Here is a 25,147-nt window from a genome sequence, read left to right as displayed (position 1 = left end):
GCATGAAAACCCTGACGACGACGCAAGAGCTGGCCGATTTCTGCAAGGCCGCCGAAGGCTATCCCTATATCACGGTCGACACCGAATTTCTGCGTGAGCGGACGTACTACTCCAAGCTGTGTCTGGTGCAATTGGCTGTCCCGTCCGAGGATGAAGACAGCGCGGTTCTGGTCGATCCGCTTGGCGATGGCTTGTCGCTTGACCCGCTTTACGATCTTTTCCGGAATGAAAGCGTGGTCAAGGTGTTCCATGCCGCCCGCCAGGATCTTGAGATCTTCTGGGTCGAAGCCGGTGTGTTCCCCAAACCGCTGTTCGACACACAGGTCGCAGCGATGGTGTGTGGCTTTGGCGAACAGGTTGGCTATGAAACTCTGGTTCGGAAAATCTGCAAGCAGGGCGTCGACAAGACCTCTCGGTTCACCGACTGGTCCCGGCGCCCGCTGACCGATGCTCAGAAAAACTATGCTCTTGCGGATGTGACCCATTTGCGCGGGATCTACGAGCGTCTGGCCGCAGAACTTGAAAAGACGCAGCGCAGCCACTGGGTTGCCGAAGAATTGCGGACGCTGACACAGCCTGCCACATATGACATCCGCCCCGAAGACGCATGGAAGCGGGTGAAAACGCGCACGAACTCGGCCAAGTTTCTGGCTGTGGTTCGTGAATTGGCGCAGTTTCGCGAATCCTATGCGCAGGAAAACAACGTGCCCCGGAACCGCGTATTCAAAGACGACGCGCTGATCGAGCTGGCATCGACCAAACCCAAAACACATTCGGATTTGGGCGGATCCCGCCTGTTGCTGCGCGAAGCCCGCAAAGGGGCGGTCGCCGAAGGTATTCTGGCAGCGGTCAAGCGCGGCGTGAATTGCCCGCCCGACAAATTGCCCAAGGTCGACACTTCGCGCGACAAGCTCAAGGTCAATCCGGCGCTGGCTGACCTGCTAAGGGTTCTGCTGAAGTCCAAAACCGAAAGTTCAGGTGTGGCGGCGAAATTGATCGCCACAAGCTCGGACCTGGATCAGATTGCAGCCGGCGAGCGGGATGTTCCAGCCTTGTCGGGATGGCGGTTCGAAGTCTTTGGCGAGGATGCTCTCAAGCTGTGCGAGGGAAAGATTGCCCTGGCGGCCAAAGGGCAGTCGGTCAAGGTCGTGTCCCTGTAACGGCGCTTACCGGCGCCGTGATTCCAGTGCGTTCTGTTGTCCGACCACGCGGACCAGCCGAATACCTTCCAGTTCCTGTTTCGAGATATTGATGGCGTCCGATACCATCCGAGTACGTTCCGACCCTTGCGGCGTCTCATAGCTAGGGTAGTTCACACGGAACACAAATTCCAAAGTTCCGTTCTTCTGGTTTTCTTCCTTTTCAACAGGAACCAGACGCGCGTTGAATGCCCCCTGCCGGACAGCCGTGCCAGACGCATAGATGATCGCGCCAGAGGGGGTCGGGTCAATGCGCAATTCGTCGATCTGACCAATTGGAATGCTGGTGTCTTCAGCATCGGGGCGGGAAAACAGGCCGGTTCCTCCGCCTTGCTTCGGAACCAATGCGTCGGCGGCATTTGGGTCGGGCGGTGTTTCGGCTTCGACAGATCTGCTGGATCCGAACCAGTTTGACGGGTTCACCCGAGAGTCACGCCAGCTGCTGCATGCAGTCAGGGTCAGCGTGGCGATGATGAGAACGGACAGAGATTTTTGCATGGACCCACAGACTTTCACACGAGTTCAGGCAATGGGTTAGCGCAATTTCTTCGCGTTGAAAAGCCACCGCGGGGGCTGGACAGTGGCGGGTCACCGGCTTAGGTCACAATTGTGAATGCAAACAAAGGACCACCGCATCATGGCCACGCCCGCCTTTGAAGAGATTGTCGAGGATTTCGAGTTTCTCGAGGATTGGGAAGACCGGTATCGCCATGTCATCGAGCAGGGCAAGGCGATGGAGCCGTTGGACGACGCATTCAAGGTTCCGGCGACAAAAGTCCATGGATGCGCCAGCCAGGTCTGGCTGCATCCGATGATTGAATCCGGCGTCTTCAAGTTCGATGGTGACAGCGATGCACTGATCGTGCGCGGCCTGATCGCTGTTCTTCGGTCCTTGTACAACGGTTTGCCCGTGGCCGAAGTTCCCAAAGTCGATGCGGGGGCTGAACTGGCACGCCTTGGGCTGAACGACCACCTGTCCGCTCAGCGCTCGAACGGCCTGCGGTCGATGATCGAACGCATCCGGCAGGTCGCACAGGAAAACGCCTGATCTCATCTTGGGCGGTTTGCCCAGTCCGACAGCGTGTTTTCCAGATCGCCGTAACCGGTGAACCGGCGTTCGAATTCAAGCCCCATCCGGTCTGCGCATTCGCGCGCGCGTTCCGTCAGCTCTGGGCTGTCGATCTGGGCCTGATAGACAAGTTTGGTGTAATTGCCGAAATACATGTCACGCAGTTCCGGGTGGCGGTCCAGGCCCAGTGGTTTCCAGACAAAGGCGTCGAATTGCCGGGCCAGGAAATCTGTCAGATAGAACGCGGTTGTTTCGTCTTCTCCGCGGTCCTGAAAAGCCTGATTTCCTTCGAAGAAGGAATAGCAATGGGGCCCCTTCACCATTTCGACCCCAAGCTTTTCGCAGGCGGCCTGAAGCAGGCCCCCGGTGCCGCAATCGGCGTAAACGATGTAGATCTTGTCATAATTGCGCTGATGCTTGGCCACGGCGTCTTCCACAGCCTGGGTGATCCGTTCTGGGTGAACGTGCAGGATCGCAGGCAGGCAGGTCAAAGCCATGTGATCCCAGCCATTCCGTGTTTTGATGTCCAGTATTTCGCGCGCAAGAGCGCCGCAGGCAATCAACAGGATGCTTCCCTTGCCCGTATCCTCATAGCCCTTCGTGGTCAGGGCTGCATCATCTGGCAGGGATTCGTTTGACATCGCTTGGCATCCTCCGGGGCTGCTGCATAGGAGGATGATTGAGGCCGTTGGGCAAGCCCCGATCCGACATCTCATGTCAGGCCGCCGACGCATGCGCTTCGAACGCGGTCAGCAGCGGCCGGGCCAGCGGGCCGTACGCGGCAACACCGTTCAGCGACAGTTCCGGAAACAGCGACAGGATTTCTTGCCGTGCGGCAGACCCGAGACTGTCCCAGATATGCGCGCCGGGATGAAAGCTCTCGCTCAGGCAATCTTCGGACCAGAGCAGCTCATGCCGGTCGAACAGCAAGTGGATGTAGGTCACCAGCCCTCCGGGCCGCAGTATGATGTCGGACCCGTTCACGAGATGTTTGGCAGGCGCCAGGGCTTCGCAATGTCCGGTGTACAGCTCGAGACGCCAATCCCCAATCAGTATGCGGTGCTGTTGCGACACCAGAAGGTCGCGCGTGTTTCCGATGGCGCCTGCTTTGAAGAGAATTGGCGTATGCGGACCCGTTGCCTTGACGGTTCGCCGCCCCATCCAACGCAGGGGTTGCAGCCCATGATCATAGGTTTCAATCCGGTCACCGACGGACAGGGTTTCAATCGGTCGCACGCCTTGCTCGGTGCGGATCATCGTTCCGGGGGTAAAGCAGGGCACCAGATCCCAATCTTCACGGCGGGATGTCAGGCCTGAATACCGGTTTCCGGCAAGGCTGTTGAGCGTGATCGAGCGGACAGGGCCAGCCTCCAAGGCGGACTGGTCCGAATTGTCCGAGAATTCCGGCATCAGATAGGTGTTGCCATCCACATCCTGCGCCAAAACTGCGGAAATCCTGGCAGTTGATCCGTCAAAATAGATGATCGTGGCGTTGTAGACCGAAGTGCCATCGAATGTCTGAGGCGGTCCGCCATTGATCGAAAGCCGATCATTGGCCGACATGTTGTTCATGTTGTAGTACGAACCCGGATTGCCGACCGGGCTCCAGGTGACGCTGTTATGAGCCAGCGGATCGTCGGACCCGCCAAAGGTTTTTCCCACAAGCACCGAAGCGTTTTCAGCTGTGTTGTTGCCTTCGAAACTGTCGATATCGGCAAGTTTGCCGAGCGAGATGGCTGTGAACGTAGTCGGCACGAGACCCCCTGGGGATGTGGATGCCTCGTTCTTTTAGACCTGCTTTGGTTTAGAATTGGATAATCCGGATTTTCCGGTGACAAAGCGCTTCGGAATCGAAAAGGCCGCCCGGATCGGACGGCCTTTCAATCAGTATTATTCGGGTCTTAGCCAGCCAGTTGATTGTGCTTGCGGCCCACGAATTCCTTGGCGGTTTCCACTGCAACAGCTGCGTCACGGCAATAGGCATCCGCGCCGATGGCTTTGCCGAACTCTTCATTCAGGGGCGCGCCGCCGACCAGAACGATGTAATCGTCGCGGACGCCCTGTTCGACCATCGTGTCGATGACCACTTTCATGTAAGGCATCGTAGTGGTCAGCAGGGCCGACATACCCAGAATGTCGGGTTGTTCGTTTTCCAGCGCTTCCAGGTAGTTTTCGACCGGGTTGTTGATGCCCAGATCGACAACTTCGAAGCCAGCGCCTTCCATCATCATCGAAACAAGGTTCTTGCCGATGTCGTGGATGTCGCCCTTCACGGTGCCGATGACCATCTTGCCGACGCGCGGTGCACCGGTTTCGGCCAACAGCGGCTTGAGAATGGACATGCCGCCCTTCATGGCGTTTGCGGCCAGCAGAACCTCGGGGACAAACAGGATGCCGTCGCGGAAGTCATGGCCCACGATGGTCATACCGCCAACCAGAGCCTTGGTCAGGATGTCATAAGGTGTCCATCCGCGTTCCAGCAGGATATTGGTGGCTTCTTCGATCTCTTCCTTCAGGCCGTCATAGAGATCGTCGAACATCTGCTCGACCAGTTCGTCGTCATTCAATTCGGACAGGACGATGTCTTCTTCGTCGGACATGGGGTATTCCCTGTGCTGGGCGGGCCATCGGCCCGTGGTGGCATTTTTTCCGTTTTGGCCAAAACGTCGCATCGTGACTGTGACGATTGCGACGTCGGTCGTTTCGGGACCGACCTATAGGGCAAAAAATGGGGGGGCTCGATAGAAAAGTCTGCAAGATCATCCTGCGGAGATTTCATCTCGCTTCAATCCATCTGTGATTTGGCGGGGCTTGCGCCAAATTGGCGACAAGCCTATGTTTGCGTTAGAACAAAAAGAGAACAAAATGACATGAGTATCGCGCGGACGATCAAGGCAAGAGGAACAACGACGAACGAAGCTGGTCGGTTTGAATGCTTTGCCACCACGGCCACCGAAGACGGGTGGGACATTGAGGAAGAATTGCCGCCGCTGCGTACCGAGACACGCGAAGAGGTTGCGCGCAGCGCTATTACTTACAACCGATCCCCCGACTTGCCCTTCGATCGGTCGATCAACCCGTACCGGGGATGTGAACATGGTTGCGTTTACTGTTTTGCGCGGCCCAGCCACGCGTATCTTGGGCTATCGGCAGGATTGGATTTCGAAACCCGCCTGATCGCTCGACCCAACATGGGGCGTGTTCTGCGCAAGGAATTGTCCGCCAGATCCTACAAAGTCGCGCCGATTGCAATTGGTACGAATACAGACCCGTATCAGCCGATTGAGAAAAAGCACATGATTACAAGGTCATGCCTTGAGGTTTTGAGTGAGTTCAACCACCCGGTCGCGATCGTCACCAAGGGTACTTTGATAGAGCGGGATCTGGAGTTGCTTGCCGACATGGCAGGCCGGGGACTGGTGCGGGTTGGTATTTCGCTGACCACGTTGGATGCGGAATTGTCCCGCCGAATGGAACCACGGGCGCCGTCGCCCATTCGTCGGTTGCGCGTGATCCGAACGCTGACGGAAGCGGGCGTTCCGGTGCGTGTCATGACGTCACCCATCGTGCCGGGGCTGACGGATCATGAACTGGAAAGCCTTCTGGAGGCCGGGAAAGAGGCTGGAGCGGATGCCGCAAGCTGGATCATGTTGCGCCTGCCGCGCGAAGTATCGCAGCTTTGGCAGGGCTGGCTAGCCGATCATGAGCCATCGCGGTCGGAAAAGGTCATGTCCAAACTGCGGGAAATGCATGGGGGTCGGGACTACGATCCGCGTTGGGGACACAGAATGCGGGGCGAGGGTGAGTATGCCGGGATTATCGCTCAAAGGTTCTTGAAGACCTGCAAACGTCTGGGGCTGTCCATAAAATCGGCCCCGTTGCGTTGCGATTTGTTTGCGGTCCCGCCGCAGCCCGGGGATCAGCTGAGCCTGTTCTGAGGTCATGCGCCCCGGCTTGTTCGGTGCTGTCTTGCGCGGGAAAACACCGGGTCTTCGCGCTCTCATTGCTTCAGCCCAAACAAAAAAAGACCCCGGCAGTGCCGGGGCCTTCGAAACAGATTGCCGTAAGGCGCGTATCAGCGATTTTCGATATCCACGTAATCGCGCAGCGTTTCGCCCAGGTACAGCTGACGCGGGCGGCCGATCTTGTTTTGCGGATCGGCGATCATCTCTTTCCACTGGCTTACCCAACCAACAGTGCGTGACAGGGCGAAGATCGGCGTGAACATCGAGGTCGGGAAACCCATCGCTTCGAGGATGATGCCCGAATAGAAGTCGACATTCGGGAACAGCTTCTTTTCGGCGAAATACGGGTCTTCCAGCGCTTCGCGTTCCAGTTCCTTGGCGACCTGCAGTTTTGGGTTGTTTTCAATGCCCAGCAGATCCAGAACCTCGTCTGCCGATTGCTTCATCACTTTGGCGCGCGGGTCGAAGTTCTTGTAGACGCGGTGGCCAAAGCCCATCAGGCGGAACGGATCGTCTTTGTCCTTGGCCCGGGCGATGTATTCGGGAATGCGATCGACGGTGCCGATCTCTTCCAGCATTTCCAGGCAGGCTTGGTTTGCGCCACCGTGGGCAGGGCCCCAGAGGCAAGCAACACCGGCTGCGATACAGGCAAACGGGTTCGCACCTGAAGATGAGGCCAGACGCACGGTAGATGTCGAGGCGTTTTGCTCATGATCCGCGTGCAGGGTCAAAATCCGGTCCATCGCTCGGCTAAGGATCGGGTTGACCTCATATTCCTCGGCAGGAACGCTGAAACACATGCGCAGGAAGTTCGACGCATAGTCCAGATCGTTGCGCGGATACACGAAAGGCTGACCGGTGTGGTACTTATAGGCCCATGCAGCAATAGTCGGCATCTTGGCGATCAGACGATGCGATGCGATTTCACGCTGCTGCGGGTCCGAGATATCCGTTGAATCGTGATAGAAGGCCGACATCGCGCCGACAACGCCGACCATAATGGCCATTGGGTGCGCGTCGCGGCGGAAACCGCGATAGAAATACTGCATCTGCTCGTGCAGCATGGTGTGGCGTGTGATCGTGGTCTCGAATTTCTCAAGATCCTTTGCCGCCGGCAGTTCTCCGTACAGCAGAAGATAGCAGACTTCGAGGAAATGCGATTTCTCGGCCAGTTGGTCGATCGGATAGCCGCGGTGCAGCAGTTCGCCTTTTTCGCCGTCGATATAGGTGATGGTGCTGTCGCAGCTTGCGGTCGAAGTGAACCCAGGATCGTAGGTGAAGACGCCGGCCTGACCATAAAGCTTGCGGATATCAATGACATCCGGACCAGCAGTCGGAGAATGAACAGGCAACTCATACTCTTTGCCGTGAACGGTCAGAGTGGCTGTTTTGTTGCTATCAGTCATGGTTGTCCCTTCTTCATTCATGCGCACGCCAGAGATACCTCCGGTGATACGGGCAATGACTGCGCGTGGACGCGCAGTCCGGGTGTTAGCGGAGCAGCGTTACCCGTTTATGAAGCTTGGGTTATTTCGCTGCTTCAGAAAGCCGCGCCAGGGTTTCTTCCCGTCCCAGCACAAGCATCATGTCAAAAACCGAAGGCGTAACGGCCCGACCTGCCAGGGCGGCCCTCAGCGGACCGGCCAGCTTGCCGAACTTGAGCTCCTTTGACTCGGCAAAGGAATTCAGTGCCTCCTCCAGTTCGTTCCGCGACCAGCTAGCATTTTGCAGATGCGGCGTCAATTCCGTCAGTATACCATCGGATACAGTTGCCAATGCCTTTGCTGCCTTTTCATCCGGAACGATAGGGCGGCTTGTCAATGCAAAATGAGCCTTTTCAAGCAGTTCCGGGAAGGTGCGCGCCCGGTCCTTGAGGCAATACATCGCACGTTCCAGATCACTGGATTGTGTTTCAGTAAGGGGCGTAAGGTCTGCTGCGGCCAGATACGCCTCGATCTCTTGCCGCAGCGCAGCATCGTCCGAGATTGCGATATGCTGTCCACACAGGTTTTCAAGCTTCTTCAGATCAAACCGCGCAGGGCTTTTGCCGATCCCGTCCAGATCGAACCATTCCTTTGCCTGCGCGTCCGTGAAAAACTCATCGTCGCCATGACTCCAGCCTAGCCGGGCCAGGTAATTGCGCATCCCGGCTGCGGGATAGCCCATGGCCTGATATTCCTGCGCTCCAAGAGCACCATGGCGCTTGGACAGCTTCTTGCCGTCCGGCCCGTGAATCAGCGGGATATGCGCCCAGACCGGAACGTCCCAGCCCATGGCTTCGTAGATCATCATTTGCCGCGCGGCGTTGTTGAGGTGATCGTCGCCGCGGATGACATGGGTGACACCCATGTCGTGATCGTCGACAACGACTGCCAGCATGTAGACGGGTGTTCCGTCCGAGCGCAGAAGAATCATGTCGTCCAACTGGTCATTGCGGATGCTCACATCGCCCTGAACCTGATCGTGGATCACGGTCACCCCGTCCTGAGGCGCCTTGATGCGTATGGCAAAAGGTGCATCCGGATGCGTCGCAGGATCGGCATCTCGCCATGGGCTGCGGAACAGAGTTGATTTCCCTTCGCTGCGCGCCTGGTCCCGGAAAGCCGCGATTTCTTCCTGGGTCGAGAAACACTTGTAGGCCTTGCCCTCGGCCAGCAACTGATGCGCGACCTCGGCGTGACGGGCGGCCCCTTCGAACTGGCTGATCACGTCACCGTCGTGATCAAGGCCAAGCCAGGCCATGCCCTGAAGGATCGCGGCGGTCGCCTCGCGTGTCGAACGTTCGCGATCGGTGTCTTCGATCCGCAGCAGGAATTTGCCGCCCCGACCACGCGCATACAGCCAATTGAACAATGCAGTGCGCGCGCCGCCTATATGCAGGAAACCGGTGGGCGAGGGGGCAAAACGAGTGACGACCTGTTCAGTCATGGTGGGGATTAACCTTTTGGTAACCGTATCTGGCATAGTTTGAAGCCTGTCTAACGAGCCCGAAGGACGGGGGCAACCATGCGTGTTCTTGCACGGGTCGAGGCCGCGCTGCTGCGCCAGACAGGCTACCTTTTCCCTTGGGCGCCGGTTTTGCTGGCGACGGGGATTGGTCTTTATTTCGGCGTCCGCGTCGAGCCGGATTGGTCAGTTTATGCCGGTCTTGTCTGTCTTGGAATCGCTCTTGTCGCCTTGCGCCGCCGGCTGCCACCGGGGGTGGGAACTTTGGCAATCGGGGGGGCGCTGATCGCTGCCGGTTTCATTCTGGCAGGCGTTCGCGCCCATATGGTGGCAGAACCGGTACTGTCGTGGCGATATTATGGCCCTGTCGAGGGGAGGGTCGTCGCCATGGATCGGTCTGCCTCGGATGCGTTGCGGTTGACGCTTGATCAGGTACGCATAGGGGATGTACCTCAAGAGCGCAGGCCGCAGCGCATCCGTCTTTCCGTTCATGTTTCAACGGGCGCAATCGCACCGGGGCAGCGTATTATGACCACAGGTCATCTTTCGCCGCCGCAGGGCCCGGTCGAGCCCGGAGGTTTCGACTTTCGCCGTCATGCCTGGTTTCAACGATTGGGCGCGGTCGGCTATACCCGCGTCCCGATCATGACCATCGCACCAGCGACCGAGGGGATCGACGGCATTCGGATCACTGCGATCCGCATGGCCATTTCGCAGCGGGTCAGGCAGATCCTGCCCGGTGAAATCGGTGGATTTGCCGCCGCCGTCACCACCGGAGATCGCAGCGGGATGGGGCAGGAGACGCTATCATCCTTGCGGGCGTCCAATCTGGCGCACCTGCTGGCCATTTCCGGGCTTCATATGGGGCTTCTGACAGGCTTCGTATTCGTGGCGTGTCGGTTGGGGCTGTCGTTGTGCCCCCCTGTTGCGTTGCGACTTCCGGTTCGGAAGGTGGCTACTGTTCTCGCGCTTTGTGCCGCAACCCTTTATCTGTTGTTGTCCGGCGGCAACGTTGCAACCGAACGGGCCTTTGTCATGGTCAGCGTCATGCTGGGGGCCGTGTTGATCGACCGACGCGCGATTTCGCTGCGTGCGGTTGCTGTTGCCGCCGTAATCGTGCTGGTTCTTCGGCCCGAGTCGCTGCTGAGCCCCGGATTTCAAATGTCTTTCGCCGCAACCACAGCGTTGGTTGCCGTCTTCGGAGCGTTGCGAGAGATGCGCCCGATGCCCGGCCCAAACTGGTTGAAGCCCGTCGTCGGCGTGGTGATGTCATCGGCAATTGCAGGCCTTGCAACAGCCCCCATAGGTGCCGCGCATTTCAATACGATGTCCCATTTCGGTCTGCTTGCCAACCTGCTTTCCGTTCCTGTTATGGGCCTTTTTGTCGTGCCCTCCGCCGTCGTAGCGGCGCTTCTGGCCCCGTTTGGACTGGAGGCAATTGCCCTGACCGTCATGGGGTGGGCGTTGCATTGGATCCTTACGGTTTCGGACTGGGTGTCGCACCTTGATGGCGCGCAGGGTTTTGTGGTCAGCCCGCCTTGGTACATCCTGCCCTTGGTCGCACTCGGCGCCTTGTGGATGGCCTTGTGGCAGGGACAAGCACGGTGGGCCGGAGCAGTGCCTGTTGTCCTGGCATTTCTGCTTTGGAACTCGGGGCACAGACCGGATGTCCTGATTGCTGAAAACGGCGGATTGGTAGGGGTCATGACCGACAAGGGGCGGGCCCTCAGCAAAAGCAAAGGCAGCGGGTTTGTCGCCGGTGTTTGGCTTGAAAATGACGGAGATGGCGTTGATCAGATCGAGGCGGCGCTCAGATGGCCGGACAGCGACATCGTGCAACGATACCCGTTGAATGACTTTGAGATCATCCATATCACCGGAAAACGGGCGGCGCGGGTGTTTGATGAATGTCAGGAAAACCAGATCATCATCTCGGCCGTTGCGCTTGCCCTGCAAGGTTCGTGCGGGGTGTTCGATCCGGAACGGTTGTACGAAACCGGCAGCCTGTCGGTTTCGAACGGAAAGTTGACCTCGAGCGCGGACATGACAGGTCATCGGCTTTGGTCCCCGAAACCTGCCGGGGACCGTCATTCCAATCAGGCTCAATAGGTGCGGATCAGTCCGACCAACCGGCCCTGAACCTTGACCTTTTCTTCGGGCAGGACGCGCGTTTCATAAGCCGGGTTTGCAGCCTCAAGCGCGATTGCGTTGCCACGGCGGAAGTACCGCTTGAGGGTCGCTTCCTGATCCTCGACCAAGGCAACCACGATGTCGCCGTTATCCGCGGTCGAGGTTTCCCGGATGACGACCACATCACCGTCATTGATGCCAGCGTCGATCATCGAGTCGCCGCGAACTTCCAATGCATAGTGCTGACCCTGTCCCGAAACCATGGGGCCGGGGACGGCCACGTGATGCGATACATGGCTGATTGCTTCGATGGGAACACCGGCTGCGATCCGGCCCATGACCGGCAGCTCGAGCGCGTCCACCGATACAGGCTCCATATTCGCAGGGCGGGGGCCCTTGGGCCGGTCGCCTTCGATCACACGTGGCGTAAAGCCGGCCGTCGGCTCGCCGCCAAGGCTTTCGGGCAATTTCACGATCTCAATGGCCCGAGCGCGATGGGCAAGGCGGCGGATAAACCCGCGTTCCTCCAGTGCGGTGATCAACCGGTGAATGCCGGATTTCGACCGCAGGTCGAGAGCAGCCTTCATTTCATCAAAACTGGGCGGAACACCATCCGCCTGCACGCGTTTGTGGATGAATTCCAGCAAATCCAATTGCTTCTTGGTCAGCATCGCTCACACCTCGTCGCTCATGCGTTTTCTTTTGTTCTACGCATGTTCACGTTTTGTGTCAACGAATTTGAGGTTACATCAGATTGGCAGATATTCGACCATTTCCCCGATGTCGCGCGCCGGATCGTGTGGGGCGCGGACCAAAAGCGCGTTGGACTGAGCCAATACGCTGAGCAGGGAACTGTCCTGATCTGCGCAAGCTTCGATACCGGCATCCGTCACCACGGCGCGCATATAATGCTCGCGCGGGCCATTCTCGGGCAAATGACCACTCAGCCGGGCCGTGAGGAAGGGCGGCAGCACCTGTTCAAGCCCCAGCATCCGGCGCACCATCGGGGCCAGAAACAGATAGCCGCAGACCATGGCACTGACCGGATTGCCCGGCAACCCGACCATCGCCGCGTTGCCGATACGACCGGCCATCAGAGGTTTTCCGGGGCGCATTCGGATCTTGTAGAAGGATTGCTTCATCCCCAACCCCTGCGAGACGTCCGACACGAGGTCATAATCGCCAACCGACGCTCCGCCGATCGTCACGACCAGATCCGCCCCCTGCGCAAGGCCAAAGGCCGTTTCAAGCGACGAAACAGTATCCCGCGCGATCGGAAGCACGCGCACCACAGCCCCCAATCCTTCGAGCATTGCCTTCAGGCCAAATGTGTTCGATGCAATGATCTGATCCGGGCCGGGTTCTTCCCCGGGCATGACCAACTCATCACCAGTCGAGATGAGGGCGATCACGGGTTTGCGCGACACAGGGACGCGAGGGATGTTCATCGCGGCCATCAAGGCCACATCTTCAGCGCGGATCAATCGCGGGGCCGATATGGACATGCCAGCCTTGAAATCCACGCCAGCGGGTCGGATGTTCGTTTTGGCGCCGGGTGTGTCCGTGATCGTCAGAAGATCACCGCGGCGGTCCGTATCCTCTTGAATCACAACGAAATCCGCGCCCTCGGGCACAGGGGCGCCGGTATAGATGCGAACGGCCTGTCCGGGGCCTACAGCGCCCTCAAAACGACGCCCGGCCGCTGACTCGCCCACGACTTTGAACATGGCGTGCAGTTCGACCTCGTCAGATTTGACTGCATAGCCATCCATGGAAGAGGCGGCAAAAGGCGGCTGATCCCGCGTGGCCGTGACATCCCGCGAAAGCACGCGCCCTGCGGACTGGGCCAGTGGTACCAATTCGGCCGGCAAAGGCCCCACGAGATCGAACAACAGGGCGCGCGCCTCTTCGACAGTAATCATTTCGCCTCGTAACGCCCTGATTTACCGCCATCTTTAAGCAGAACGCGAATGCCGCCTATCTCCATCGCCTTATCGACGGCCTTGGTCATGTCGTATACGGTCAAGGCGGCCGTCGATACGGCGGTCAGCGCTTCCATCTCTACCCCGGTCTGGCCCGAGGTCTTGACGGTGGCCTGGATCCGAACACCCGGCAGGTCCGGGTCAAGAGTCAGCTCGACGGCCACTTTGGTCACCGGCAAAGGATGACACAGCGGAATAAGGTCCGGCGTTTTCTTTGCGCCCATGATGCCAGCCAAGCGGGCAATGCCCAGAACATCGCCTTTCTTGGCGCGACCTTCGGAAATGATTTCAAAAGTTTCCGGCGCCATCCTGATGTGACCTTCGGCAATGGCGACGCGATCTGTCACCTCCTTGTCCGAGACATCGACCATATGTGCCTGACCTTGGGCATCGAAATGGGTCAGTGGCATCACATCACTCCGGGGATCAGCGGGTTTGACAGGATATGGCGCGTTGCCGCTTCCACATCGTCCTGGCGCATCAGGCTTTCTCCGATCAAGAAGCAGCGGGCCCCATAGCGTGCAATGTCCTTCAGGTCGTCTGGTGTACCCAGACCGCTTTCGCACACGATGGTGCGATCGGCGGGCACCAGCTTGGACAGGCGGCGCGTCGTGTCGAGCGTTGTCTCGAAGGTCTTCAGATTGCGGTTGTTGATACCGATCAGCGGACTTTTCAGCTGTGCCGCGCGTTCAAGCTCTGCCTCGTCGTGTACTTCGATCAGAACATCCATATCCCAATCGAATGCAGTGTCTTCCAGTTCAGCCGCCTGATCATCGCTGACCGAGGCCATGATGATCAGAATGCAATCCGCCCCCAGGGCGCGTGCTTCGACCACCTGATACGGGTCGTACATGAAATCCTTGCGCAAGGCGGGCAGGGATGTCGCCTCGCGCGCCTGCGTCAGATACTCTTTTTGACCCTGAAAACTGGGGGTGTCGGTCAGGACGGACAAACATGTCGCGCCACCATCTTCATAAGCCTTTGCAAGAACCGGCGGGTCGAAATCCGGCCGGATCAGTCCTTTGGACGGGCTGGCTTTCTTGACCTCTGCGATCAGGCCATAGCCTTGCCGCGAGGCGTGTTGCAGCGCATTGGCAAAGCCACGAGGTTCCGAGGCGGACCGGGCCTCACTTTCCAGTGTTTCCAGGGATTTCTGCGCTTTGTCCGCCGCGACTTCTTCCAGTTTGTAGGCTTTGATTCTATCCAGAACGGTGTCGGTCATGCGGCTTCCTGTGTCTTGGCGGCCAAGGCCGTAATTTTAATTTTGGCATTGCCACTGTCAATGCTTTCAGCAGCCATGGCCACGCCTTCGCGCAGATCTTTTGCCGCTTCGGCGACGACCAGAGCGGCGGCCGAATTCAGCAGCACCGCGTCACGATACGCAGACGGGGCACCTTCCAGCAAAGCCCGGAACGCAACGGCGTTTTCCTCGGGCGAGCCACCGATGATGTCCTCGAACGGATGCACCGGAAGACCTGCGTCTTCGGGGTGCAGTTCGACCTCTTTCACAATCCCGTCTTCCAGAGCGGCGACCCAGCTGATGCCGGTGATCGTAAGCTCGTCGGTCCCGTCCGAACCATGCACCAGCCAGGCCCGGTCCGAGCCCAGCAGGCCAAGCGTTTCGGCCATCGGGTGGATCAGGTCGCGGCTGAAGGCGCCGGTCAATTGCCGTTTGACGCCGGCAGGGTTGGTCAGGGGGCCAAGAATATTGAAGATCGTGCGCGTTCCCAATTCTTGCCGGGACGGCATCACATGGGCGATGGCAGGGTGGTGCATTGGCGCCATCATGAAGCCGATTCCAACGTCTTTCAGCGCATTTTCAACAACTTGCGGGCCGACCATTACGTTGATACCCATCTGGCCCAATGCGTCCGCCGCGCCGGATTTGGAGCTCAGGTTGCGATTGCCGTGTTTCGCGACCGTGACTCCGGCACCGGCCACGACAAAAGCGGTCGCGGTCGAGATGTTCAGGGTGCCTTTGCCGTCGCCGCCGGTGCCGACGATATCCATCGCCCCCTCGGGTGCGTTCACGGCATTGCATTTCGAACGCATCACGGCGGCTGCCGCGGCGTATTCATCGACCGTCTCACCGCGTGTCCGCATGGCCATCAGCAATCCGCCGATCTGGCTGGGCGTGGCTTCGCCATCGAACAGTATGGCAAAGGCTTTTTCAGCCTCGGCACGTGTCAAAGGACGATCGGCAGCGGCTCCGATCAGCGGTTTCAGCGCGTCGCTCATGCCGGGACTTTCAGTTCTTGCAGGAAGTTTTTGAGAAGGGCGTGACCGTGCTCGGATGCGATGGATTCCGGATGGAACTGCACACCGTGGATCGGCAATTCCTTGTGCTGCAATCCCATGATCGTGCCGTCGTCCAGCTGGGCCGTGATCTCCAGGCAATCGGGCAGGGTCTCGCGCTCGACCACCAGCGAATGGTAGCGCGTTGCCTCAAAGGGTGAGGGCAGCCCGGCAAACAACCCCTTGCCGGTGTGCTTCACCGTGCCCATCTTGCCATGAACGATCTCGTGGCACCGAACCACCTTGCCGCCAAACACCTGGCCTATGGTCTGATGGCCCAGGCAAACCCCCATTAGCGGCGTTTTGGTTTCTGCGGCGGCTTCCGTCAGTGCCAGGCAAATCCCCGCCTGATCCGGGTCGCAGGGGCCGGGGCTCAGCAGTATGCCGGCGGGGTTCATGGCCATCGCTTCCTGCACGTCCAGCGCATCATTTCGGCGAATGACCATTTCGGCACCAAGTTCGCCTAAATAATGTACCAAATTGTAGGTAAACGAGTCGTAGTTGTCGATCAGCAGCAGCATTTGGGCACTTATCTTCGCTTGGGCATTTCGGGCTGGCGATGCAGCCCCGGGCCACGGTATAATGTCCGCACATACATGCTCAGGCTTGAGCGGCAGCGTCAAGAGGACATCCCGTTTCTGGCGCGTTCAATTGGCCGAGCGCCACACCAGATGGCGCAGAGCTGAACGAGGCAGAGGAAAGAGGCGAAAGGCAGGAAAATGGGCGGATTTTTCGGAGGAATGGTCGCGGGCGCGATCGTTGTTTTGATCTTGGGTGCGGTTGTGTCACTCAAGACGCCGATGGTGAATACCCCGGTTGTTGCAACCGAAGCACCGGCGCCGACGATTTCTGAGACTCCCGAGGCTCCGGCTGAAGTGGCAGACGCCGGTTCTGACGCCGATCTGGTGGAACTTGCCCCGCGTGCGCCAGAAGCCGCCGATGACGCAGGCGAGGATCTGGCCGATCTGTCGGGGCTGGAAACGTCAATCGATTCCCAGCCGGTTGTCGGCGCGGCAACGGACGCGCTGAACCAACCGGAAGCGGCAGGTGCAAATGAAGTGTCATTCGTGATCGAAGCGCCCGCCGCCCTGCCAGAGCCAAGTCAGGTTCCCGCGATTCAGCCAGACGATGCGCTGCCTGCCGTCATTGATGAAACACCGGCCCCGCCAACAGAGCCCGAGAACACCGAGGTGGCCGCGCTTGCGCCCGAGCCAGACCCTCTGCCACGGGCGGTTCCAGAACCGGAGCCAGAGTCGACAGAAGCCGAAGAACAGAACCCCTTTGAAAACAGCCCGATTGCCGTGGAGGGGGATGAAGACACCATGCCTCGGGAACTGCCGCGCATCGCTGCGCTGCCCCAGATCGGGGGTGAGCTGAAAGCAAGTGCCAGCTCGATCATCGGAAAACGCGTCGTTCCGCTGACAGAACGGGATGATGAGCCCGTAGTGGAACAGGCCTCGGCTGAACCGGCGAAATCGGCCAAGCCGATCGAGCGTTTTGCGGCAAAGTTCGAAAACCCCGAATCCAAGCCGCTGATGTCCATCATTCTGATCGATGACGAGGGTGCATTCGGGTCCGAGGCTTTGCAGGACTTTCCCTATCCGATCAGCTTTGCCGTGAACCCATCGGATCCTGACGCGGCAGAAAAGATGGCCCGTCACCGCAACGCCGGGTTCGAGGTGCTGGCCCTGGCGGATCTGCCCGAGGCGGCAAGCGCGCAGGACGCCGAGGTGTCGCTGTCGGTGTGGCTGGATACCCTGCCGGAAACGGTTGGTATTCTGGAAGGCGTGAACAGCGGGATTCAGGGCAATCGCAAACTGGCTGATCAGGTTGCTGCGATTGCTGCGGGAACCGGCCGGGGGCTGATTACGCAGGACAATGGGCTCAACACCGTGCAGAAACTGGCGGCGCGAAACGGAATTCCGTCCAGTGTCGTTTTCCGCGATATCGACGGCGCACGGCAGGATCCCAAAATCATGCGCAGATTCCTGGATCAGGCCGCGTTCCGTGCGGGGCAGGAAGGGACAGTGGTCATGCTAGGGCGCGTGCGTCCCGAGACGATTTCAGCCCTGTTGCTGTGGGGGCTGGAAGATCGGGGCAACCGCGTGGCAATGGCTCCGATCTCGGCTGTCATGATGAAACAGGTGCAGTGACCCGCACAGACAGCAACGAAAAGAGGCGGTGATCATCTGATCGGCCGCCCCTTTTTTAGCCGTTTCCGTTGCCGGTGAACCGGGCGGCGTCAGCTGCCGCGCGCCGTATGGCGTTGGATTTATGAACAGTTTCCATGAACTCGGCTTCGGGGTCGCTGTCGTAAACAACACCACCCCCAGCTTGGATATAGAGTTTCTGATCTTTCACGATGGCGGTGCGCAGGGCAATACACATGTCCATGTCTCCGCCCGCGCTGAAATAGCCGACGCCGCCGCCGTAAACGCCGCGTTTTTCAGGCTCCAGCTCGTCGATGATCTCCATCGCGCGCACTTTGGGCGCGCCCGAAACCGTACCTGCCGGCATACCGGCAAAAAAGGCATCCAAAGCGTCTTTGTCTTCGGCCAATTCGCCTACAACGTTTGATACGATATGCATCACGTGGCTGTAGCGTTCGATGATGAACTCTTCTGTCGGACGCACGGTTCCGATCTTTGACACACGACCGGTATCGTTGCGACCCAGATCCAGCAGCATCAGATGCTCGGCCAGTTCTTTCTTGTCGGCCAGCAGATCCAGCTCGTTCGCCTTGTCTTCTTCGGGCGTCGCGCCACGTGGGCGCGTGCCTGCGATGGGGCGAATGGTGACTTCATTGCCAAACACACGCACCAGGATTTCGGGGCTTGCGCCCACCACCTGAAAACCGCCGAAGTTGAAGTAGAACATGAAGGGTGACGGGTTGGTGCGCCGCAAGGATCGGTAGAGAGCAAAAGGCGGCAGCGGAAAATCCTGCGTCCAGCGCTGTGCCGGGACAACCTGAAAGATGTCACCCGCGCGGATGTATTCCTTGGCCTTTTCAACCGCCTCCATATAGCCGGACTTGGTAAAGTTCGACACCGGCGCGGCGACCTCGCGCGCGTCGCCCAGATCGCGGGTTTCCGCGGGCATGGCACGTTCCAGGTCGCGGACCGCATCCATCACACGCTCAGCCGCCTGCGCATAGGCCGCCTTGGCCGATTGACCGTCGCTGGCCCAGGCGGGTGAAACCACCGTCACCTCTCCCTTGACCCCATCCAGCACTGCGATGACAGACGGGCGCAGCATGATCGCATCGGGCAAACCCAGCGGATCAGGGTTCACATCCGGAAGGTGTTCCACCAGCCGAACCATGTCATAACCCAGATACCCGAACAGCCCGGCAGCGGCCTGTGGCAGGTCATCGGGCAATTCCATGCGGCTCTCGGCAAGAAGCGCACGCAGGTTGTCCATCGGGTTGCCATCTTGGGGCGAGAACGCCTCGGCATCGAACCGAGCCGAGCGATTCAGTTCCGAGGTTTCCCCGTGACAGCGCCAGACCAGATCAGGTTTCATGCCAATGATCGAATAGCGGCCACGAACCTCTCCGCCTGTAACCGATTCCAGCATGAACGCATCTTTCTGCGCGCCCGTCAGCTTGAGCATCAGTGACACAGGTGTGTCCAGATCGGCGGCCAGACGCGTATATACAGCCTGGTTTTCGCCCGCATCATAGGCGCGCGCGAAGGTTTCGAAATCGGGTGTCAGGGCCATATCGGTCTCGTTTAAAAGCTCGCCTGCACGGCGTTCAGCGCCTGTTGATCCACCACGGGGCGCGCCCGGGTCTGGGCGTCACGTACGTAGGCGTTAAAGATATTCTGTGCCAAAGCCTGATCCATCTGCGAGCTCAGGGCATCACGCAACTGACGCAGTTCATCCGTATCCGCCGGCGGCAGGGTTTCATCCAGACGCACTATCCAAGCCGCACCATTGCCCTCAACAACGCGCATCTCGCCCGGTTCCATCGCGAAAACTTCGTTCATGAAACTGGCCGGAACATCATCCAGAAACGCTGTGCGGGTCAGGGCGTTTTCGACGCGGAAGGGCAGGCCGGTCGCTGCGAAATCACCGTCAGGTGTCAGTTGGTTCAGAATGGCATCCGCCTTTTCGCGTAAGGCTTTGTTGATCTCGGCCTGTTGCCAGGCCTCGGCGACACGGTCGCGCGCGCTCTCCAGCGGTTCCGGGCGACGCGGCAGAACCTCGTCCAGGCGCAGGGCAAAAATTGACCCATCTTCCAGGAATGCGATTTCAGGGAAATCTCCTTCCTGCACGGCTTCTGCGGCCGCTCGGAACCCGTCATAGGCCGCAACACCTTCGTCGCTGTCACGAGTCCAGTCGATCTGACCCAGTTCCATTTCGGTTTCTTCCGCCAGTTCTTCCAGCGTGGCACCGCCTGCCAGCATGTCGTTGATATCTTCGGATTGCGCTTCGATCAGACGGCGGGCGCGTTCAGTCGCCAACTCTTCGCGAAGTGCCGGCTCGGCCTCTTCAAATGGAACAGTGTTCGCAGCCAGTGATCCGTTGACGCGGAACAGGGCCGGACCAAACACCGAAGGCAACGGGCCCACGACAGTGTCAAGCTCGGCCGCAAAAACGGCGTCCGCAGCTTCGCCCAGATCCTCACGCGTCACGTCGCCCAGATCGATGTCATTCAGTTCCAGATCGCGATCCCGAACCAACTGTTCGAACGTTGTGCCGCCAACCTCAAGCTGCGCCAAAGCGTCCTTGGCGGCCTGTTCGCTTGGGAAGTTCAGACGTTCGACCAAACGGCGTTCAGGCTGGTTGTATTCGTCGTTTCGTTCTTCATAAAGCTTGCGCAGAGCGTCTTCGTCGATTTCGACCGTATCCACAAACATTGCTGGCGACAGAATCGCGTAAGTCAGCTGCTTGGTGCGGGGCAGCATGAACTGGTCCCCATTGTCATCATAGAATGCCTGGATCTGTGCGTCCGTTGGATCGGCCACAGGTGTATCCAGCGCTTCCGTTCCAACAGTTGCAACAGCAAAGCTGCGCCGCGCGCCGATATAATCGATCATCGTGTCCGTCAGCGTTGCCGGCATTTTCACGCCGCCCATGATTGCGCCCTGTACGATGGTTCGGGCGGATTCCTTGCGCAGATCGGATTCGAATTCGGAGTCGGTCATGCCGACCTGTTCCAGCTGAAAGCGATAGGATTCACGGTCAAAAGTTCCGTTGACACCCTGAAATGCCGGGATCGAGATGATCTCTTGCTGAAGGTTCTCATCGCCGATGGAAATCCCAAGCTGACCGACCTCGTTGTCCAGCGCCGCCAAAGCGGTCAGGCGGGCAAGGGCGTTTCGGTCCAGACCCAGATCGCGGGCTTGCGACATCTGCAAAGGTTGCCCGGATTGTGCCTCCACCGCTCGAATCTCGCGCTGCAATTCGCGCACGTAGTCATCGACCGAGATGCTTTCGTCGCCGACTGTCGCAACTGTGCGGATCGTCCCGCTGAGGTTGACCGCGCCAAATCCCGCAAGGCCCAGCATCAGCAGGCCCATCAGAATCCAGACAAAGGTTTTCGAAAGACTTTTAGCGCCTGCGGCCATGATGCCCTCTTGTTTTTTCGGCAGAGTTCTGCCCTGTCGGTTGCGGCCCTGAATACGACGCACACCGCCGAGGGGCAAGCTTAGAAGGACAGGGCCTGCAACCGGTCGAACAATTGGCCCAGCCCGGCCCGATCCAGATTGGCAAAAGCAATGCGCACCTGCCGTTTTCCAGCCGGGTCATGATCCGGCATGAACATGGTTCCGGGCAACAGCAGCACGCCAGCTTCGCTGACCAGACGGCGCGCGAGCTCGTCTGAGGGCATATCAAACGGATGTTCGAGATAGGCAAAATAGGCGCCAAGTCCCAAAAGCCGCCACCCCCGTGCTTCAAGCGCCGGCATCCCTTCTGCAATGGCTGCGCGGCGGTCAAGAATTTCGTCACGCTCGCCGGCCAGCCATTGCGACAGGTTTTTCATACCCCACAACGCTGCGAACTGGCCGATCTGTCCCGGGCAAATGGCGACCGTATCCAGAAATTTCTCGACCTCGGCCAACAACGCCGGGTTTGTTGCGATGGCACCCACCCTGTGGCCCGTCAGACGATAAGCCTTGGAGAAAGAGTAAAGGTGGACAAGCGTTTCGTCCCACCCGGGTTGCTGAAACAGATCATGCGGGGGGCCGCTGCGGCTGTCGAAATCGCGATAGGTTTCATCGACGATCAGGCGGATCCCGGTTTTACGGGCCAGGTTGAAAAAGGCCTTGACCAATTCGGTAGGGTATTCGACGCCGCCCGGATTGTTGGGCGTGACCAGCGCAATGGCGCGTGTCTTGTCGGTAATCAATCCGCGCGCACGCTCTGGATCGGGCAAAAGATCCTCCCCGGTCGGCAGGTCCACGGCCTGTACTCCGGCCATGTCCAGCCACATTTTGTGGTTGAAATACCAGGGGGTTGGCAGAATGACCTCATCCGCTTCGCCGGTAATCGCCGATATCACGGCCGAAAACGCCTGATTGCAGCCCGAGGTGATGGCGATCCGAGGTGCATCTACCTGCGCCGCATAGTGAGAACTGATCTGCGCCGCCAGTTCGGCGCGCAGATCGTCATTGCCCAATACCGGGCCGTAAAGATGTGCGCTGTCTTCGCGAACGGCGAAGTCGGCCATAGCCTGCCGCAAGGCCAGCGGCGGCGGATCGACCGGGGCCGCCTGGCTTACGTTGATCAACGGGCGGTCGGATGGGAAGGCAACGCCCTCGACCCATCGGCGCGCCTCCATCACCGGAGGGGCGAATGTTGCGGCGGTGCGGCTGAGCGTCATGAGCGGTCTACTGTTCAGAAATCAATCGGTGCCGCGATACGGCTCGACATATTGAAGGGCCATATCCCATGGGAAGAAGATCCATGTGTCCTGGCTGACTTCGGTGATGAAGGTATCCACCATCGGGCGGCCCTTGGGTTTGGCGTAAACCGTCGCGAAATGCGCGTTTGGGTACATGTCCCGAACCAGTTCCAACGTCTTTCCGCTGTCGACCAGGTCGTCGATGATCAGAATACCGGTTCCGTCACCCATCAGGTCGGCGTCCGGAGATTTCAACACCTCTGCTTCACCCTGTTCCTGGTGGTGGTATGAACGCACGCTGATCGTATCGACCGTACGGATGTCCAGTTCTCGGCTGACGATCATCGCAGGCGCCATGCCGCCGCGCGTGATCGCGACAACACCCCGCCAGTTGCCATCATCGGGACCTTGCCCGTCAAGACGCCAGGCCAGTGCACGCGAATCGCGATGAATCTGGTCCCAGCTGATGTGAAAGCCTTTTTCGTGGGGCAGGCGGTCCTTGGCGCTCATGTTCTTAACCTTTTTCAACGTCCGGGGCGTCAACGGCCTTCATGCCGACAATGTGATACCCCGAATCCACATGCAGATTCTCACCGGTTACGCCGCTGGACAGATCCGACAACAGGTACAGCGCCGAGTTGCCGACGTCATCGATCGTCACGTTGCGGCGCAGGGGCGAGTTATATTCGTTCCACTTCATGATATAGCGGAAATCGCCGATGCCGCTGGCGGCCAGCGTCTTGATCGGGCCGGCCGAGATCGAGTTCACGCGGATGCCATCCTTGCCCAGATCCTCGGCCAGGTATTTGACCGACGCCTCCAGCGCGGCCTTGGCGACGCCCATGACATTATAATGCGGCATGACCTGCTCGGCGCCGTAATAGGTCAGGGTCACAGCGCTGCCGCCTTCTGACATCATCTTTTCGGCACGCTGCATCACGGCTGTGAAGGAATATACCGACACATCCATCGTCAGTTTGAAATTCGCGCGGCTGGTGTCGACATAGCGACCGCGCAGCTCGTTCTTGTCGGAAAAGCCGATGGCGTGGACGACGAAGTCCAGCTTGCCCCATTTCTCTTCCAGCGCTGCAAACAGCGCGTCGATGGACGCTTCGTCACTGACGTCGCAGGGCAGAACGATTTCGCTGCCCAATTGCGCCGCCAGCGGGTCGACGCGCTTTTTCAAAGCCTCGCCCTGATAGGAAAAGGCCAGCTCGGCCCCGGCGTTCGACAAGGCGCGGGCGATTCCCCATGCGATTGATTTGTCATTGGCCAGTCCCATGATGAGGCCGCGCTTGCCGGCCATCAACTGATTTGACATGTTCGGTTCTCCGCCTGTCTTCGCGTTATGTTGAGTTGGTTTATGCCATTGGTTGCGTTGCATCAAGGCCGTGCGCTCTTGCCCGCAGCGGGTTCTCGCCTTAGGTTCGTCGTTAGTACTTTCCAGGGGATGGAAATGACCGAGCGTGATGGCATCTTTGCTGGCTCCGATCCGTTTGAAATAGCGGCCCGGTGGCTTGCCGAGGCTGAAGAAACCGAATTGAACGACCCGAATGCGATTGCGCTTGCAACCGTTGATCCAGATGGCATGCCAAATGCTCGCATGGTGTTGCTCAAGGAAATCGAAGCGGACTCGTTTGTTTTTTATACGAACTACGAAAGCGCCAAGGCCAAGGAACTGGATGCAGCCGGAAAAGCTGCATTTGTGATGCATTGGAAATCTTTGCGGCGTCAGCTTCGTGTTCGTGGTATAATACGTCGTGAAAATGGGCCCCAGGCTGATGAATATTATGCATCAAGGTCATTGAAAAGCCGCCTGGGCGCGTGGGCTTCAAAGCAGTCGCAACCGCTTTCAAGCCGGGCAGCTTTGATGGCAGAGGTCGCGAAAGTGACGGCGAAACTTGGGCCAAATCCACCGCGTCCGCCGTATTGGGGCGGGTACAGATTGACGCCCACCGAGATTGAGTTCTGGGCCGATGGTGCATTCCGCTTGCATGACCGGTTCAGATGGCAACGAATTGAGCCGGGATCGGCATGGCATGTTGAAAGGTTGAATCCATGACGTTCACGTGTCGTGAAATGCAACAGGCAGAAAACAAACAATCTTTTCAGCTTGAATTTGTCTGCCATTCCCCTAAACAACAAACCCTTAACGAACTGCTGAAATTCGCGATGGGAAAACCGTGCCAGAAGACCTGAACAACATGTACCGCGTCCGTGGACACGTAAAATGGTTCGACCCCGCCAAGGGGTTTGGCTTTGTTGTGTCCGAAGAGGGCGGCCCGGATATTCTGTTGCATGTGAATGTTCTGCGCAACTACGGCCAGAGCTCGGTTGCGGATGGCGCCAGCATTGAAATCATGACTCACCGCACGGACCGAGGGGTTCAGGCGGTCGAGGTCGTTGCGATTGATCCGCCGGCGCGGACCGACTCGATGATGCTAGCTGATTTTGCCGAGTTGGATCCGGAGGTCATTGCAAAAGCGCCGCTGGAAGCCGCGCGGGTGAAATGGTTCGACAAGGGCAAAGGTTTCGGATTCGCCAATGTGTTTGGGCGCAACGAAGACGTATTCCTTCATATCGAGGTGCTGCGCCGCTCGGGGCTTGCCGATCTGCAACCTGGTGAAGCGCTGGCCATGAGGGTGATCGACGGCAAGCGGGGTCGGATGGCCGCGCAGGTTCTGGCCTGGGAAGCGGCTTTGGATAGCTGA

24 protein-coding genes are annotated in these 25,147 nt (G+C 58.8%); 7 read left to right on the top strand and 17 right to left on the bottom strand.

Annotation, left to right across the window (positions count from 1 at the left end; all coding sequences use genetic code 11):
- Positions 1 to 2: 2 nt before the first annotated feature.
- A complete protein-coding gene (rnd, locus tag ACR0FB_RS01935; protein WP_171632192.1) occupies positions 3 to 1,160 on the top strand; it encodes a ribonuclease D in 1,158 nt (385 codons plus the stop codon).
- Positions 1,161 to 1,166: 6 nt separating this feature from the next.
- Here the strand turns inward: rnd and ACR0FB_RS01930 are convergent, their stop codons facing one another.
- Positions 1,167 to 1,697: a hypothetical protein gene (locus ACR0FB_RS01930; protein ID WP_209832992.1), complete on the bottom strand. Its 531-nt coding sequence runs from the start codon at positions 1,695 to 1,697 to the stop codon at positions 1,167 to 1,169.
- Between the two features lie 139 nt (positions 1,698 to 1,836).
- Between ACR0FB_RS01930 and ACR0FB_RS01925 the strand changes: the two genes are divergently transcribed.
- The gene (locus ACR0FB_RS01925) at positions 1,837 to 2,247 is read left to right on the top strand and encodes a SufE family protein (protein WP_117868838.1); all 411 of its coding nucleotides are present in this window, start codon (positions 1,837 to 1,839) and stop codon (positions 2,245 to 2,247) included.
- 2 nt (positions 2,248 to 2,249) lie between these two features.
- Here the strand turns inward: ACR0FB_RS01925 and ACR0FB_RS01920 are convergent, their stop codons facing one another.
- The 3 genes from ACR0FB_RS01920 to ACR0FB_RS01910 form a co-directional block, all read right to left on the bottom strand.
- Positions 2,250 to 2,909: a DUF1638 domain-containing protein gene (locus ACR0FB_RS01920; RefSeq protein WP_480490271.1), complete on the bottom strand. Its 660-nt coding sequence runs from the start codon at positions 2,907 to 2,909 to the stop codon at positions 2,250 to 2,252.
- Positions 2,910 to 2,985: 76 nt separating this feature from the next.
- On the bottom strand, positions 2,986 to 4,023 hold the full coding sequence (locus ACR0FB_RS01915) for a Hint domain-containing protein (RefSeq protein WP_480619480.1): 1,038 nt from the start codon (positions 4,021 to 4,023) through the stop codon (positions 2,986 to 2,988).
- A 146-nt stretch (positions 4,024 to 4,169) separates the two neighbouring features.
- Positions 4,170 to 4,868, bottom strand: a complete 699-nt coding sequence (locus tag ACR0FB_RS01910; protein ID WP_171632198.1) for a corrinoid protein — start codon at positions 4,866 to 4,868, stop codon at positions 4,170 to 4,172.
- A 270-nt stretch (positions 4,869 to 5,138) separates the two neighbouring features.
- Here ACR0FB_RS01910 and ACR0FB_RS01905 point away from each other — a divergent pair, with 270 nt between their 5' ends.
- Positions 5,139 to 6,206, top strand: a complete 1,068-nt coding sequence (locus ACR0FB_RS01905; protein WP_480619478.1) for a PA0069 family radical SAM protein — start codon at positions 5,139 to 5,141, stop codon at positions 6,204 to 6,206.
- Between the two features lie 137 nt (positions 6,207 to 6,343).
- Here the strand turns inward: ACR0FB_RS01905 and gltA are convergent, their stop codons facing one another.
- Both gltA and gltX read right to left on the bottom strand, forming a co-directional pair.
- On the bottom strand, positions 6,344 to 7,639 hold the full coding sequence (gene gltA, locus ACR0FB_RS01900) for a citrate synthase (RefSeq protein WP_171632203.1): 1,296 nt from the start codon (positions 7,637 to 7,639) through the stop codon (positions 6,344 to 6,346).
- 121 nt (positions 7,640 to 7,760) lie between these two features.
- Positions 7,761 to 9,161: a glutamate--tRNA ligase gene (gene gltX, locus ACR0FB_RS01895; RefSeq protein ID WP_480619476.1), complete on the bottom strand. Its 1,401-nt coding sequence runs from the start codon at positions 9,159 to 9,161 to the stop codon at positions 7,761 to 7,763.
- Between the two features lie 78 nt (positions 9,162 to 9,239).
- On the opposite strand from gltX, the gene ACR0FB_RS01890 reads away from it, so the two are divergent.
- A complete protein-coding gene (locus ACR0FB_RS01890) occupies positions 9,240 to 11,288 on the top strand; it encodes a ComEC/Rec2 family competence protein (protein WP_480619474.1) in 2,049 nt (682 codons plus the stop codon).
- On the opposite strand, the gene lexA is transcribed toward ACR0FB_RS01890, so the two are convergent.
- The 6 genes from lexA to ACR0FB_RS01860 all read right to left on the bottom strand — a co-directional run bounded on the left by lexA (position 11,282) and on the right by ACR0FB_RS01860 (position 16,107).
- A complete protein-coding gene (gene lexA / locus ACR0FB_RS01885; RefSeq protein ID WP_171632210.1) occupies positions 11,282 to 11,980 on the bottom strand; it encodes a transcriptional repressor LexA in 699 nt (232 codons plus the stop codon). The genes ACR0FB_RS01890 and lexA overlap by 7 nt on opposite strands.
- 78 nt (positions 11,981 to 12,058) lie before the next feature.
- A complete protein-coding gene (locus tag ACR0FB_RS01880; RefSeq protein WP_480619472.1) occupies positions 12,059 to 13,231 on the bottom strand; it encodes a molybdopterin molybdotransferase MoeA in 1,173 nt (390 codons plus the stop codon).
- Complete coding sequence (moaC, locus tag ACR0FB_RS01875) at positions 13,228 to 13,701, bottom strand: cyclic pyranopterin monophosphate synthase MoaC (RefSeq protein ID WP_171328258.1); 474 nt, start codon at positions 13,699 to 13,701, stop codon at positions 13,228 to 13,230. The genes ACR0FB_RS01880 and moaC overlap by 4 nt, the downstream gene beginning before the upstream one ends.
- On the bottom strand, positions 13,701 to 14,513 hold the full coding sequence (gene trpC / locus ACR0FB_RS01870; protein WP_171632216.1) for an indole-3-glycerol phosphate synthase TrpC: 813 nt from the start codon (positions 14,511 to 14,513) through the stop codon (positions 13,701 to 13,703). The genes moaC and trpC overlap by 1 nt, the downstream gene beginning before the upstream one ends.
- Entirely contained in the window at positions 14,510 to 15,529 is a 1,020-nt protein-coding gene (gene trpD, locus ACR0FB_RS01865) for an anthranilate phosphoribosyltransferase (protein ID WP_171632218.1), read from the bottom strand. The genes trpC and trpD overlap by 4 nt, the downstream gene beginning before the upstream one ends.
- Positions 15,526 to 16,107 (bottom strand): anthranilate synthase component II, encoded by a 582-nt coding sequence (locus ACR0FB_RS01860; RefSeq protein WP_171632221.1) that lies wholly within the window; start codon positions 16,105 to 16,107, stop codon positions 15,526 to 15,528. The genes trpD and ACR0FB_RS01860 overlap by 4 nt, the downstream gene beginning before the upstream one ends.
- Before the next feature lie 198 nt (positions 16,108 to 16,305).
- Between ACR0FB_RS01860 and ACR0FB_RS01855 the strand changes: the two genes are divergently transcribed.
- On the top strand, positions 16,306 to 17,739 hold the full coding sequence (locus ACR0FB_RS01855) for a divergent polysaccharide deacetylase family protein (protein WP_480619470.1): 1,434 nt from the start codon (positions 16,306 to 16,308) through the stop codon (positions 17,737 to 17,739).
- A 55-nt stretch (positions 17,740 to 17,794) separates the two neighbouring features.
- Here ACR0FB_RS01855 and trpE read toward each other — a convergent pair whose 3' ends face one another.
- The 5 genes from trpE to fabI all read right to left on the bottom strand — a co-directional run bounded on the left by trpE (position 17,795) and on the right by fabI (position 23,757).
- The gene (trpE, locus tag ACR0FB_RS01850) at positions 17,795 to 19,306 is read right to left on the bottom strand and encodes an anthranilate synthase component I (protein ID WP_210092403.1); all 1,512 of its coding nucleotides are present in this window, start codon (positions 19,304 to 19,306) and stop codon (positions 17,795 to 17,797) included.
- 11 nt (positions 19,307 to 19,317) lie between these two features.
- Positions 19,318 to 21,159 carry a peptidylprolyl isomerase gene (locus ACR0FB_RS01845; protein ID WP_480619468.1) on the bottom strand — a complete coding sequence of 614 codons (1,842 nt, stop codon included), beginning with the start codon at positions 21,157 to 21,159 and terminating at the stop codon, positions 19,318 to 19,320.
- An 80-nt stretch (positions 21,160 to 21,239) separates the two neighbouring features.
- Positions 21,240 to 22,415, bottom strand: coding sequence for an aminotransferase (locus ACR0FB_RS01840; RefSeq protein ID WP_480619467.1), 1,176 nt, complete (start codon positions 22,413 to 22,415; stop codon positions 21,240 to 21,242).
- A gap of 21 nt (positions 22,416 to 22,436) precedes the next feature.
- Positions 22,437 to 22,946, bottom strand: coding sequence for a xanthine phosphoribosyltransferase (gene gpt / locus ACR0FB_RS01835; protein ID WP_152458089.1), 510 nt, complete (start codon positions 22,944 to 22,946; stop codon positions 22,437 to 22,439).
- A gap of 4 nt (positions 22,947 to 22,950) precedes the next feature.
- Complete coding sequence (fabI, locus tag ACR0FB_RS01830) at positions 22,951 to 23,757, bottom strand: enoyl-ACP reductase FabI (protein WP_171228263.1); 807 nt, start codon at positions 23,755 to 23,757, stop codon at positions 22,951 to 22,953.
- A gap of 135 nt (positions 23,758 to 23,892) precedes the next feature.
- On the opposite strand from fabI, the gene pdxH reads away from it, so the two are divergent.
- Positions 23,893 to 24,498: a pyridoxamine 5'-phosphate oxidase gene (gene pdxH / locus ACR0FB_RS01825; RefSeq protein ID WP_480619999.1), complete on the top strand. Its 606-nt coding sequence runs from the start codon at positions 23,893 to 23,895 to the stop codon at positions 24,496 to 24,498.
- A gap of 142 nt (positions 24,499 to 24,640) precedes the next feature.
- The gene (locus tag ACR0FB_RS01820) at positions 24,641 to 25,147 is read left to right on the top strand and encodes a cold-shock protein (protein WP_216598188.1); all 507 of its coding nucleotides are present in this window, start codon (positions 24,641 to 24,643) and stop codon (positions 25,145 to 25,147) included.

It is taken from the genome of Ruegeria sp. P10, assembly GCF_056534925.1.
This window is presented reverse-complemented; position numbering and strand designations above follow the sequence as displayed.